Genomic DNA, 12,650 nt, shown 5'->3' with positions numbered 1-12,650 from the left:
CACGGAGGTTTCACCATGCACGACATCGGCGACGGCCATACTCACGAGCACGAACCGCACATCCACGATCACGACGAGGGCGGCGCACGCTGGAAGCACGACGGCGTGCGGGTGATCCCCGGCGACCGGCTCGATCCCAATACGGCGCAGACGCCCGGCATGTTCCGGCAGGCGGCGGTCAACGCCGCCCGCGTCGGCGCACAGAAGATCTGGGCCGGCACGGTGGCGATCGAGCCCGACGCCAAGACCGGCGTGCACCATCACGGCGCCCTGGAGAGCGTGATCTATATCGTCTCCGGCCGCGCCCGGATGCGCTGGGGCGAGCGTCTCGAATACGTCGCCGAGGCCGGCCCCGGCGACTTCATCTTCGTGCCGCCCTACGTGCCGCATCAGGAGATCAACGCCTCGACCGACGAGCCCCTGCACTGCGTGCTGGTGCGGTCGGACAACGAGGCCGTGGTGGTCAACCTGCCGGACGTCGAGGCCGCCGAGGTTCCTGAGACGGTCTACTGGGTCGATCCGATCCACAAGCAGCCGTGAGGCGGGCGCGCCCGCGTCCCGGTTTCGAAGGGCAAGCCCTTCGCGGGTCCAGGGCGGAGCCCGGTCGGCGAAGCCGTCATGGGGCTCCGCCCCACACCCCGCCAAAGGGATGCTCCCTTTGGGATCCCGGGACTTGCCGCTTCAGTGCAGGTGGAACTCGCCGGAGACCGTTGTCAGCTCGGCCGGCTTGATCAGGCGGCTGTGCATCACCCGGACCGAGTGCAGCGGCCCGTCCAGGCGCTCCTGCCAGAAGGCCAGGAACCGCTTCAGCTCGGGAAAGCGCGGGAACAGGTCGAGCTCCTGCCAGACGAAGGTCTGGAGCAGGTGGGGATGATCGGGCAGGTGATACAGGATCTCGGCCGTGGTCAGGCTGTAGCCTTCGAGCCTGCGGCGAAACTCCGATGACAGGGCCATGTATCCACCTCGTCGAAGCAGGTTGACCCGATGTGCCCACGGCTGGGGCAGCACGCGGTGACGGGGCCGGATCGGGCTGGGAGTGCTCTGAGCAACAACGGTGCCGCCGAGCTCGCCGGGCGGCGGATCGGCCGCCCGGCGAGCGCGGGGTCAGAACTCGGGACCGCCGGGCAGCAACGGCGCGGCCTTCTCCTTCGGCCGGTCGGCGACCAGCGCCTCCGTCGTCACCAGGAGCCCCGCGACCGAGGCGGCGTCCTGAAGGGCCGTGCGCACCACCTTGGCGGGATCGACGATGCCGGCCTCGACGAGGTCGCCGTAGGTCTCGGTCTGCGCGTCGAAACCGAAGGTCTCGGACGGATTCTCCAGAACCTTGGAGACCACGATCGAGCCCTCGACGCCGGCATTGGCCGCGATCTGGCGGATCGGCGCTTCGAGGGCCTTGAGGACGATGTTGATACCGGCCCGCACGTCGGCGTTGTCGGTCGTGAGCCCCGCCACCACCGCCTTGGCCCGCAGCAGCGCGGTGCCGCCGCCCGGCACGATGCCCTCCTCGATCGCCGCGCGGGTGGCGTTCAGCGCGTCGTCGACCCGGTCCTTCTTCTCCTTCACCTCGACCTCGGTGGCGCCGCCGACGCGCAGCACCGCGACGCCGCCCGCGAGCTTGGCGAGGCGCTCCTGCAGCTTCTCGCGGTCGTAATCCGAGGTCGTGTCCTCGATCTGCGCCTTGATCTGACCGACGCGGGCCTCGATCTGCGCCTTCTCGCCCGCGCCGTCCACGACCGTGGTGCTCTCCTTGTCGATGCGCACGCGCTTGGCCTGGCCGAGCAGCGGAATCGACACGTTCTCGAGCTTGATGCCGAGATCCTCGGATATGACCTGCCCGTTCGTCAGGATGGCGATGTCTTCCAGGATCGCCTTGCGCCGGTCGCCGAAGCCCGGCGCCTTCACCGCCGCCACCTTGAGGCCGCCGCGCAGCTTGTTCACCACGAGGGTGGCCAGCGCCTCGCCCTCGACATCCTCGGCGATGATGAGCAGCGGCCGGCTCGATTGCACCACCGCCTCCAGCACCGGCAGCAGCGGCTGGAGCGAGGACAGCTTCTTCTCGTGGATGAGGATGTAGGGATCGTCGAGTTCGGCGATCAGCTTCTCGGTGTTCGTCACGAAGTACGGCGAGAGGTAGCCGCGGTCGAATTGCAGGCCCTCGACCACGTCGAGTTCGGTCTCGGCGGTCTTGGCCTCCTCCACCGTGATGACGCCCTCCTTGCCGACCCGCTCGACGGCCTCCGCGATCAGGCGGCCGATCTCGGCATCACCGTTGGCCGAGATGGTGCCGACCTGGGCGATGGCGTCGGAAGCGGTCACCTTGCGGGCGCGGCCGGTGATGTCCTTCACGGCGGCAGCGGTGGCGAGGTCGATGCCACGCTTGAGGTCGAGCGGGTTGAAGTTCGCCGCCACGGCCTTGGCGCCCTCGCGCACGATCGCCTGGGCCAGCACGGTGGCCGTGGTGGTGCCGTCGCCGGCCAGATCGTTGGTCTTGGAGGCGACCTCGCGCACGAGCTGCGCGCCGAGATTCTCGAACCGGTCCTCCAGCTCGATCTCCTTGGCGACGGTGACGCCGTCCTTGGTGATGCGCGGCGCCCCGAAGCTCTTCTCGATGACGACGTTGCGGCCCTTCGGTCCCAGCGTCACCTTCACGGCATCCGCCAGGATGTCGACGCCGCGCAGCAGCCGCTCGCGCGCGTCGCCGGAGAATTTCACGTCTTTCGCAGCCATGTGGGGTCTCCCGGTGGGTTGGTATCGGCTCAGGCGGCGATCACGCCCAAAATGTCGGATTCCTTCAGGATCAGCAGATCCTGGCCATCGACCTTGACCTCGGTGCCGGACCATTTGCCGAACAGCACCCGGTCGCCGGCCCGTACGTCGAGGGCGTTGACGCGGCCCTGCTCGTCGCGGGCGCCGGGGCCGACGGCGACGACCTCGCCCTCCTGCGGCTTCTCCTTGGCGGTGTCGGGAATGATGATGCCGCCCTTGGTCCGCTCGTCGCTTTCGACGCGGCGCAGCAGCACGCGGTCGTGCAGGGGTCGAAACGCCATGGTTTGGGCCGTCCTCTCTCCGTCGAGGGCCGGGCCGTGGGCCCGACCGAGGCCACCAGGGTGTCGGCGAGCGTTCGTCAAGTCAACGGGATTGTTCTTTTTAAAGAACGACGCATGAGAGGGCGGCGATGCCCTGCGACGAGATTCGAGAGAAGATTTACGCGAGCCCGTTGCGGCTCATCAGATCGTGCGAGGCGCGAGCCGCATTTTCCGGCATCGAGGGGGCGCGCCGCCCCCGTCGAGGTTCCGGCGGTCGATTCCTTGTCCCTGCGCGTGCCGATCGATTCCGCGCACGACCAGTTCCTCAAGCCCGTGACCGTCCAGGGCGTGCGCCACCAGCCGCCGGACCTCGTCCGTCGCGCACGTACCAGCTTTGCGTCGCGAACAGCTTGATGCCGGTGCCCCGATCCTGCGCGTAGACCGCCGGGCGGAGGGCGATTGAAACAAGGAATTGCCTTCCGGCACCGGAATGCGAGGCCCGTCGAGCCCACAAAGACGAAACGCATCATCGCGGCATCTGTACGCGGAAAAATCTCCCCGCGCCCGATCAATATTTGGATTTTGCATTCATTGATCTAGCCGCCGTCGATCGGTCATCTTGACCGCACGCGGCCCACGGTGCCGACCGCAGGCCTTCGAGGCCGGGGAGGTGCGGGCTGCGCCCAGTTTCCGGAACCGATGACCCGTCCAATTCCCCACCTTGCCAGCCCCCATCTCGCCCTCGCCTCGGTCGCCTATCGTTACGGAGCCGCGCCGGTGTTCGAGCGCGTCGATCTCGCGGTGGAGGCCGGCGAGCGCGTCGGCATCCTCGGCCGCTCGGGCGTCGGAAAATCGACGTTGCTGCAGGTCCTCGCCGGGCTCGCCGCCCCGTCCTCCGGCACGGTGCGGGTCGATGGCGCGGCGGTGCGCGGCCCGGTGCCGGGCTGCACCGTGATGTTCCAACGGCCCGCACTGCTGCCGTGGGCCACCGTCCTCGACAACGTGCTGCTGCCGGCCCGGCTCGGCGGACGCTCGGGGCGCACCGACGCCGGGGCGGAAGCCCGCCGTCTCCTCGAGGAACTGGGCCTGAGCGAGCGGGCAGAGGCCAAGCCGCACCAGCTTTCCGGCGGTCAGCAGCAGCGCGTGGCGCTCGCCCGCGCGCTGGCGAGCCGGCCGCGCATCCTGCTCCTCGACGAACCGTTCTCAGCGCTCGATCCCGAGATGCGCGCGAGCCTGCGCGCCGACGTGCTGCGTCTCGCGCAAGCCCGCGGGCTGACCCTGATCGTCGTCACCCACGATCTCGCCGACGTGGCGGCGCTCGCTCGCCGTGCCGTCGTGCTCGCCGGCCGCCCCGCCCGCATCGCCGACGACTTTTGGCTGGGCGACGACGCGGAGGCCGAGCTTCGCCGTCGCTTGAGGCCTGCCACTCCCGAGCGAGTTGCCGCCTGACCCAAGAATCCCAAAAAAACGAGACCCGATGAGTGCCCCCGACGACCTCTCCGCCCTGTGGGCGCACGAATGGACCCGTGCCGATTGGACCCGGCGCGACACCCTCGACGCGCTTGCCCGCGGCGGGCTGGCCGCGCTCCTCGGCGGCGGAGCGCTCGGCCTGTCGAGCCGGGCGGCGCATGCGGCCGACGACGAGACCGTGCGCATCGGCTACCTGCCGATCACCGACGCCACCGCGCTCCTCGTCGCCCACGCCAAGGGCTTCTTCGAGGAGGCCGGCCTCAAGGTCGCCGAGCCGATTCCGGTGCGCTCTTGGTCGGCCCTGGTCGAGGGGTTCGCCGCCGGCAAGTTCAACCTCGCGCATCTGCTCAAGCCGATCCCGGTCTGGATGCGCTACAACAACAAGTTCCCGGTGAAGGTGCTGGCCTGGGCCCACACCAACGGCTCCGGCATCGTCGTCGGGGGAAAAAGCGGGATCGAGGATTTCCGGGGCCTCGCGGGCAAGCGGGTCGCGGTGCCGTACTGGTACTCGATGCACAACGTCGTGCTGCAATATGCCCTGCGCGAATCCGGCGTGACGCCGGTGATCCGCGGCGAGGCGGGTGCGAACGAATGCGCCCTCCAGATCCTGCCGCCGCCGGAGATGCCGGCGGCCCTCGCGGCGGGCAAGATCGACGGCTACATCGTCGCCGAGCCGTTCAACGCGCTCGGCGAACTCAAGGCCGGGGCGCGGATGCTGCGCTTCACCGGCGACATCTGGAAGAACCATCCCTGCTGCGTCGTCGTCGCCCACGAGCGGCAGGTGGCAGCCAACCCCGAATGGACGGGGAGGGCGGTCGAGGCCATCGTCCGCGCGCAGGCCTATTGCGTGAAGAACCGCGAGGAGGTCGCCCGCCTCATCTCCAAGGAGGGCCGCGGCTACCTGCCGATGTCGGCGGACGTGGTGATCAAGGCCACCACCGATTACGGGCCCGCCTACGAGCGGAGCGGCGCGATCCGCCATCCCGATTGGGCGGCACGCCGCATCGACTTCCAGCCCTGGCCCTACCCGTCGGCGACGAAGCTGATCGTCGAGGCCATGGGCCACACCGTGGTCGAGGGCGACGCCACCTTCCTGAAAGGTCTCGATCCGGACTTCGTCGCGCGCGATCTCGTGGACGACCGCTTCGTCGCCGCCGCGCTCAAGCGCCATCCCGAATGGCCGGGGGCGAGCGATCCGGCCGCGCTCACCCGCCAGGAGACCCTGAGCCTGTGAGCGGGGGCGCCACCCTCGCCGCCGAGACCGGGCACGAGCCGCTGCGCCGCCCGGCCCGGATCGGCCCCGCGCTCGACCGGCTGGCGCCGCTCCTCGGTCTCGCCGGGCTCGGGCTCGTCTGGTTCGCCGCCGGGCTCGTGCTGGAGAGCGTGCCGGGCTACGCGGCATTCGCCGGCTTCGCACCCGGCCCGGCGCTCGCTTCCTTCGCAGAGCTGCTGATCTCCGGCGAGGCGTGGCGGGCCGCCGCCCCGAGCCTCTTACGGATCGGCCAGGGGCTCGCCGTCGCCTTCGGGCTCGGCGCGCCGCTCGGGCTGCTGATGGGCTCGTCACCGCTCGCCGAGCGCATCCTCCAGCCGCCGTTCCAATTGCTAAGGATGATCTCGCCGCTCGCCTGGATGCCGGTGGCGGTGCTGGCCTTCCCGAGTTGGGATGGGGCGATCGTCTTCCTGATCGCGGCGGCCGCGATCTGGCCGATCCTGTTTTCCACCGCGGCGGGGGTGAAGCGGGTCGATCCGGTCTGGCTCGCCATGGCGCGCAACCTCGGCGCCGGCCGCCTCGCGACCTTGCGCACCGTCGTGCTGCCCGCCGTGCTTCAGGACATCCTGACGGGCCTGCGCCTCGCGCTCGGCGTCGCCTGGATCGTCCTGGTGCCGGCCGAATATCTCGGGGTCACGAGCGGGCTCGGCTACGCCATCAACGACGCCCGCGACACCCTCTCCTACGACCGGCTCGCCGCCCTCGTCCTGCTGATCGGCCTGATCGGCTACGCCCTCGACAGCGGGCTCGGACGGCTCGCCGCCCGCGCCCGCTGGATTCCCGCCACCTGAGGAGTTCTTTTCAAGATGACCGCCCATGCCGTGAGAGAGATCGTTCAGACCTTCGAGACCATCGACCGCGACAAGCTTCGGGCGCTGTCCGAGAGAGGCCGGGCCGACCCGTCCGTGGTGAAGACGGTACGGGCCAAAACCATCGCCGAGGGGCGCCGCTTCCGCCATCTCAACTACGTCCGCAACCTCGACGCTCACATCGTCGACGAGCCGCCGGCGCTGCTGGGCGACGACACCGCCCCGAATCCGACCGAGGCGCTGCTCGCAGCGCTCGGCACCTGCGTCGCCGTCGGCCTCCAGGCCAATGCGGTGGCCCGCGGCTGGACCGTGCGCGGCATCACGATCGAGTCCGAGGGCGACATCAACATCACCTCGGTCTGGGGCACGGGCGATCTCTCGGAAAAGCCGGTCGGGCTCACCGCCGTGAGGCTCAAGGCCCATCTCGACATCGACGGCGCGAGCCCCGACGAACTCGACGCGCTGGTGGCGCATGCCGCCCAATGGTCGCCGGTGCTCAACACCGTGCAGAACCCGGTCTCCGTCACCCTGGCCCGGGCCTGATCGCGCCATGGTGGCATCCGCCCGCATCGCGCCCTCGCCCCGCACGGTGGCGGACATCGTGCGCGAGGATCTGCGCCCCCGCCTCGCGGTGATCGATGCCGGGCAGTACCCGGACGACGTGCTGCGCGCGCTCGGGGCGGCCGGGGCCTATACCCATCACGTCGAGGGCTCGCCCGCGGGTCTCCTCGGGGCGATCGATGCGATGGCGCAGGCAGGCGAGGCCTGCCTCTCCACCGCCTTCTGCATGTGGTGCCAGGATGCGCTGGTCTGGTACCTCGCCCGCTCCGAGGAGCAGGGGGCGCGCCGCCACGTCGCTGCCTTCGCCCACGGCGCGGGCCTCGGCGGCACCGGGCTTTCGAACCCGATGAAGGCGTTTTCCGGCATCGAGCCGCTGGCGCTGCGCGGCGAGCGCGAGGGCGCCGGTTACCGGGTGCGCGGACGTCTGCCCTGGGTCTCGAACCTCGCCCCCGGCCACCTTTTCGCCGGCATCTTTTCGCTGCCCGACGGGCAGCGGGTGATGGGGTTGTTCGAGGCGGGCAGCGAGGCGGTCGCGATCGCCGCCAACGCCCGCTTCGTCGCCCTCGAAGGAACCGGCACCGTCACCGTCATGGTGCGCGACGCCTACCTGGCGGACGCCGACGTGATCGCCCACGACGCGGGCGCCTTCGTGCCGCGCATCCGCAACGGCTTCGTCCTGCTCCAGACCGGCATGGGGCTCGGCCTCGCCCGCGGCGTCGCCCGCCTGATGCGCGAGGACGCCCGCGGCCGCCACGACGGCCGGTTCCTGCCGCTCGGGCCCGAGACCATCGAAGCGCGAGCCGAGGCTCTCCGCGAAAGAATCGCCGCAGCGGCGGAGCGCCATGCCGAGACCGACCGCGCGACCTTCCTCGATACCCTGCGGCTTCGCCTCGACGTGTCGTTCCTGGCGCTGGAGGCGGCGCAGGCCGCCATGCTCCAGTTCGGCGCCCGCGGCTATCTCGAGGGCTCGGAGCCGTTCCGCCGTCTGCGCGAGGCGCAGTTCGTCGCGCTGATAACGCCTTCGGTGAAGCACATCACGACAGAACTCGCGAGGGTGGCCTGACCCGCCGGGACCGTGTCCGCCCCCTATCCGGTAGCGGTGCTGTCGCGGAACCCGCGTCGCCTATCTCGATGCGATCCAAGGCCCCGAGACCCATCGGCGACGATCCCGACGCATCGCCGATGGCCCCCGCGACGGCGGGGCGGCGGGCGTCCGCGGGACGCACGGAAGGGGACCATCGGTCCGGTTCCGTGCCGCTTGGCATGAGACCACTCCCTCACGTCAACGCGCCGTCACGAGCGAAAACTCCGTCCCCTTGCCCGAAGCGGAGTCATTCTCGGCTTCAGCCTACGAACTGCTGCAGCTTTCGGAGACGATCCAGGCTGATGGCATGCTTCGCCGGAATCAATCCGCGTCGGCATGGAAACGGACATCGATCAGGGTTCGTTCGAGACCTTCAGGGTGTTCGGTAGGGCTGCGGGGCCTCGGCGACGGGAAGTCCCCGCTTTGGCGGCTCGAGCAGGGCGTGGGGGCGGTGGTCTCGGCGGCCCCTGCAATACCTGTGACCTTGCCCCCAGTGTCGGCAGGGGCTGTGTCAGTTCTGCCGCACACGGGATCAGAGGCCAGGGCCGACAGAACGCCAACCTGTTCGGGCTCGAGCGAGATCAGCAGCAGCCCGTTGTCGGCGGCGTCTTCGGTTCGGACGCGAAAGGGCGCCAAAAACTTATGAAATGTTGAAAAAATCAACCCTCCCTTGCAGCTCGGGCAGCGCCGACTAGCTTCCCGCGCTGCGGCGCAGACCGCCCCCGAGAAAACGCGCCAGGAGGTTCCATGTCGGTCGGTCTCGCAGCGGATTCGCGCTTTCTCAGTCGCGAGCGCACAGTCGCCGCGCCGAGCTTCAACCGGTGGCTGGTTCCGCCGGCGGCGCTGGCGATCCATCTCTGCATCGGCATGGCCTACGGCTTCAGCGTGTTCTGGCTGCCGCTCTCGCGCGCCGTCGGCATCACCCAGCCCATCGCCTGCCCGGCCGAGATGGGCTTCCTCGCGGGCCTGACCGCCGCGAATTGCGACTGGAAGATCAGCCAGCTCGGCTGGATGTACACGCTGTTCTTCGTGCTGCTCGGCTGCTCCGCGGCGGTGTGGGGCGGCTGGCTGGAACGCGCCGGGCCGCGCAAGGCCGGACTGGTCTCGGCCCTGTGCTGGTGCGGCGGCCTGCTGATCTCGGCGCTCGGCGTCTACCTCCACCAGCTCTGGATGCTGTGGCTCGGCTCGGGCGTGATCGGCGGCATCGGCCTCGGGCTCGGCTACATCTCGCCGGTCTCGACGCTGATCAAATGGTTCCCCGACCGGCGCGGCATGGCCACCGGCATGGCGATCATGGGCTTCGGCGGCGGCGCGATGATCGGGGCACCGCTGGCCGACTGGCTGATGCGCCAGTTCGCGAGCCCGACCTCGGTGGGCGTGTGGCAGACCTTCGTGGCGATGGCCCTGATCTACGCCGTCTTCATGACGGCCGGGGCGCTGGGCTATCGCGTGCCACCGGAGGACTGGAAGCCGGCCGGCTGGACGCCGCCCGCGACCACCAAGAGCGCCATGGTCTCGTCGAAGAACGTCGATCTCGACGTCGCGACGCGCACGCCGCAATTCTGGCTGATCTGGGCCGCGCTCTGCCTCAACGTCTCGGCCGGCATCGGCGTCATCGGCATGGCCTCGCCGATGCTGCAGGAGGTGTTCGGCGGCCATCTCATCGGCCTCGACCTGCCCTTCGGTCAGCTCGACGCCGGGCAGAAGGCGCAGATCGCGGCGATCGCCGCCGGCTTCACCGGGCTGCTCAGCCTGTGCAACATCGGCGGGCGCTTCCTGTGGGCGACCTCCTCGGACCGGCTCGGGCGCAAGCTCACCTTCGCGATCTTCTTCCTGCTCGGCATGGTGCTTTACGCCGCGGTGCCGACGCTGGCCGGGCTCGGCACGACGCTGCTGTTCGTGCTGGCCATGGGCGTCATCATCTCGATGTATGGCGGCGGCTTCGCGACGGTGCCGGCCTACCTCGCCGACATGTTCGGGACCAAGATGGTCGGCGCGATCCACGGACGGCTCCTGACCGCCTGGGCGACCGCGGGCATCCTCGGCCCGGTGCTCGTGAACTATCTCCGCGAGTACCAGCTCGCCGCGGGCCTGCCCAACGCGCAGGCCTACAACCAGACCATGTACATCCTGGCCGGGCTGCTGGTGCTCGGCCTGATCTGCAACCTCCTGGTCCGCCCGGTCGCGGCCCGGCACCACATGACGGAGGCGGCGGCACCCGCGGCCGCCCGTTCCGGCGCCACGGGCATTCGCCCCACCACGCGGACGGCCGAGCCCACGACCTCATCCGCCCTCGTCGTCCTGGCCTGGGCCGCCGTCGGCCTGCCGCTCGCGGCGGGCGTGCTGATCACGCTCCAGAAGGCGGCGATCCTGCTGCATTGACGCGCGAACGCCCCGCCGGACCGGTGCCGGCGGGGCGTCGTCGCGAGGCGCGAGCCATCCCTCACATCAAAGGGGATCAGGTCCGCCAGGGGTGATCCGGCAGTTCGGTGTCGCCGACGACCTGGGCGCCGGCGAGCGCCACCGCGTCGTCGTTCTCCACCGACGAGCCGCTGACCCCGATGGCGCCGGACATCTCGCCGTCGGAATCGACGATCGGGATGCCGCCCGGGAAGGTGATGAGGCCGTCGTTCGAGTGCTCGATGCCGTAGAGCGAGCCGCCAGGCTGCGACAGCTGACCGATGGCGCCGGTCTTCATGCCGAAGAACACCGCGGTCTTGGCCTTCTTCTGCGCGATGTCGATGGAGCCGACCCAGGCGCCGTCCATGCGGTGGAACGCCTTGAGGTTGCCGCCGGAATCGACCACCGCGATGCACATCTGGGTGCCGAGCTCCACCGCCTTGGCGCGGGCGGCCGCGATCGCTTTCTCGGCCTGCTCGATGGTGACGTGCATGGCGTGTCCTCCGTAAACGCTCGGGCCTCACGGGCCCAACGGCCGAGGTATGCGCCCGCCGCGCGTGATCAAGTCGCGTCGCGCGCCATCGATCGTTTCGGTCCCGCGCCGTCGCGCCTCACCGCGCCGCGCGACCGTTCGAGGCCTGCGTTCAAGCCTTGAGCCGCCCGGCCCCAACCGCTACGTCTCTGGCCGGAGGCGGTGGGGAGAGAGCCCGTCGTCCCGGCTCCGTCGCCCGAGGTGCATGCGTGGCGCCCACCCTGTCGCCGATCCCCGAGGCTCCGGACGCCGCGTCCGCCAGGAAGCGCGTCAGCGCCCGCGGGCGGCTGCGGACCTACTTCCTCACCGGCATCATCGTCGCGGGGCCGCTCGCGATCACGATCTACATCACGTGGTGGTTCATCGCGCTGATCGACGGCTGGGTGAAGCCGCTGGTGCCGGCCAATTACCTGCCGGACCATTACCTGCCGTTCTCGATCCCCGGCCTCGGCCTCGTCATCGCCTTCGTCGCCCTGACGATGCTGGGCTTCCTCACCGCCAACCTCGTCGGGCGCTCGGTCATCGAGTTCGGCGAGGTGCTGCTCGCCCGCACGCCCGTCATCTCCGGGCTCTACCGGGGCCTGCGCCAGATCTTCGAGACGCTGTTCTCCGCCAACGGCACCTCGTTCCGCACCGTGGGGCTCGTCGAGTTCCCGGTGAAGGGGACGTGGTCGGTGGTGTTCCTCTCCGCGCCCGCCGCGACCGAGGTGCGGGACGCGCTTCAGGCGAAGGAGGGCGGGGCGCACGACTATGTCGGCGTGTTCCTGCCCTGCGCGCCGAACCCGACCACGGGGTTCTTCTTCTACCTGCCGCGCTCCGAGATCGTGGAGGTCGGCATCAGCGTGGACGACGCGGCCAAGCTGGTGATGTCGGCGGGCGTGATCCAGCCGGAAGACCCGCAGGCCCGCCTCAACGCCATGGCGGCGACCTTACGCCAGACGCAGAGCGTCCCGGACATGGAAAAGGCGCGCCGGGAACCGGCGCGCCAGGAGAGTTAAACGCGAAAAAGATCAGTGCTGCAGCGAGGCCTTCTCGACCGCGATGGTCGGCGGCGTGGCGTCGGCGACCTGTCCGGTGGCCGCCGGGCGGGCGACCGGGCTGTTCCAGTCGGTCGCGACCTGGGCGGTCAGCAGCAGGGCCAGCACGGCGCAGAGCGCGTTGGCGGCGATCCAGAACCGGCGCGAGGACTGCCTTACCGCGCTCATGAGCGCGTCGGCGGTGGTCTCGTCGCGGCCCACGCGGTCGCTGATCGGCATCAGCCAGGGCTCGGCGGACAACGCGTCGGCTCCCCAATTCTCGGAGGAACCCGGCAGGCGTTGGAACGGTGCGATCGACATGGCGACCCTCCTCTTTTCCAGTGGCACCCCGGTCTACGAGGCCGTTTGTTCATCTCCAGTTAAGCGGCAATTGGGGCAGATACAAGGTATTCTCGGAATCTCCGCCCGTCGCCGCGTTCATCCGGCCTCATCACGGAACCCGATAACTCCATGATATCAAT

The 12,650-nt window shown here is 69.8% G+C and carries 13 protein-coding genes and 1 pseudogene; 9 read left to right on the top strand and 5 right to left on the bottom strand.

Going from position 1 to position 12,650, the window contains the following annotated elements:
* Nucleotides 1-15 precede the first annotated feature (15 nt).
* Nucleotides 16-540: a cupin domain-containing protein gene (locus BM140_RS02090; protein WP_091941433.1), complete on the top strand. Its 525-nt coding sequence runs from the start codon at nucleotides 16-18 to the stop codon at nucleotides 538-540.
* A 141-nt stretch (nucleotides 541-681) separates the two neighbouring features.
* Here BM140_RS02090 and BM140_RS02085 read toward each other — a convergent pair whose 3' ends face one another.
* From BM140_RS02085 to groES, 3 genes are all read right to left on the bottom strand, one after another.
* Complete coding sequence (locus BM140_RS02085) at nucleotides 682-954, bottom strand: usg protein (protein WP_091941431.1); 273 nt, start codon at nucleotides 952-954, stop codon at nucleotides 682-684.
* 150 nt (nucleotides 955-1,104) lie between these two features.
* Nucleotides 1,105-2,727 carry a chaperonin GroEL gene (gene groL, locus BM140_RS02080; protein WP_091941429.1) on the bottom strand — a complete coding sequence of 541 codons (1,623 nt, stop codon included), beginning with the start codon at nucleotides 2,725-2,727 and terminating at the stop codon, nucleotides 1,105-1,107.
* A 29-nt stretch (nucleotides 2,728-2,756) separates the two neighbouring features.
* Nucleotides 2,757-3,047, bottom strand: coding sequence for a co-chaperone GroES (gene groES, locus BM140_RS02075; protein WP_056240043.1), 291 nt, complete (start codon nucleotides 3,045-3,047; stop codon nucleotides 2,757-2,759).
* A gap of 228 nt (nucleotides 3,048-3,275) precedes the next feature.
* Here groES and BM140_RS26680 point away from each other — a divergent pair.
* The 7 genes and pseudogenes from BM140_RS26680 to BM140_RS02040 form a co-directional block, all read left to right on the top strand.
* Nucleotides 3,276-3,392: pseudogene (locus BM140_RS26680) on the top strand (MBL fold metallo-hydrolase); the annotation flags it as partial.
* Nucleotides 3,393-3,725: 333 nt separating this feature from the next.
* Nucleotides 3,726-4,475, top strand: a complete 750-nt coding sequence (locus BM140_RS02065) for an ABC transporter ATP-binding protein (RefSeq protein ID WP_091941425.1) — start codon at nucleotides 3,726-3,728, stop codon at nucleotides 4,473-4,475.
* Between the two features lie 28 nt (nucleotides 4,476-4,503).
* Entirely contained in the window at nucleotides 4,504-5,730 is a 1,227-nt protein-coding gene (locus tag BM140_RS02060; protein WP_091941423.1) for an ABC transporter substrate-binding protein, read from the top strand.
* Entirely contained in the window at nucleotides 5,727-6,557 is an 831-nt protein-coding gene (locus BM140_RS02055) for an ABC transporter permease (protein WP_244535251.1), read from the top strand. Before BM140_RS02060 ends, BM140_RS02055 begins: the two co-directional genes overlap by 4 nt.
* A 15-nt stretch (nucleotides 6,558-6,572) precedes the next feature.
* Nucleotides 6,573-7,118: an OsmC family protein gene (locus tag BM140_RS02050; RefSeq protein WP_091941421.1), complete on the top strand. Its 546-nt coding sequence runs from the start codon at nucleotides 6,573-6,575 to the stop codon at nucleotides 7,116-7,118.
* A 7-nt stretch (nucleotides 7,119-7,125) separates the two neighbouring features.
* Nucleotides 7,126-8,199, top strand: a complete 1,074-nt coding sequence (locus BM140_RS02045) for an acyl-CoA dehydrogenase family protein (protein WP_091941419.1) — start codon at nucleotides 7,126-7,128, stop codon at nucleotides 8,197-8,199.
* 768 nt (nucleotides 8,200-8,967) lie between these two features.
* Nucleotides 8,968-10,602 carry an OFA family MFS transporter gene (locus BM140_RS02040; RefSeq protein ID WP_091941417.1) on the top strand — a complete coding sequence of 545 codons (1,635 nt, stop codon included), beginning with the start codon at nucleotides 8,968-8,970 and terminating at the stop codon, nucleotides 10,600-10,602.
* 76 nt (nucleotides 10,603-10,678) lie between these two features.
* On the opposite strand, the gene BM140_RS02035 is transcribed toward BM140_RS02040, so the two are convergent.
* Complete coding sequence (locus tag BM140_RS02035) at nucleotides 10,679-11,113, bottom strand: GlcG/HbpS family heme-binding protein (protein ID WP_091941415.1); 435 nt, start codon at nucleotides 11,111-11,113, stop codon at nucleotides 10,679-10,681.
* Between the two features lie 248 nt (nucleotides 11,114-11,361).
* Between BM140_RS02035 and BM140_RS02030 the strand changes: the two genes are divergently transcribed.
* A complete protein-coding gene (locus BM140_RS02030; RefSeq protein ID WP_091941413.1) occupies nucleotides 11,362-12,150 on the top strand; it encodes a DUF502 domain-containing protein in 789 nt (262 codons plus the stop codon).
* Nucleotides 12,151-12,162: 12 nt separating this feature from the next.
* Here the strand turns inward: BM140_RS02030 and BM140_RS02025 are convergent, their stop codons facing one another.
* Nucleotides 12,163-12,489 carry a hypothetical protein gene (locus tag BM140_RS02025; protein ID WP_091941411.1) on the bottom strand — a complete coding sequence of 109 codons (327 nt, stop codon included), beginning with the start codon at nucleotides 12,487-12,489 and terminating at the stop codon, nucleotides 12,163-12,165.
* Between the last annotated feature and the right edge of the window lie 161 nt (nucleotides 12,490-12,650).

Source organism: Methylorubrum salsuginis, from assembly GCF_900114375.1.
Taxonomy (GTDB): Bacteria; Pseudomonadota; Alphaproteobacteria; order Rhizobiales; family Beijerinckiaceae; genus Methylobacterium; species Methylobacterium salsuginis.
This window is presented reverse-complemented; position numbering and strand designations above follow the sequence as displayed.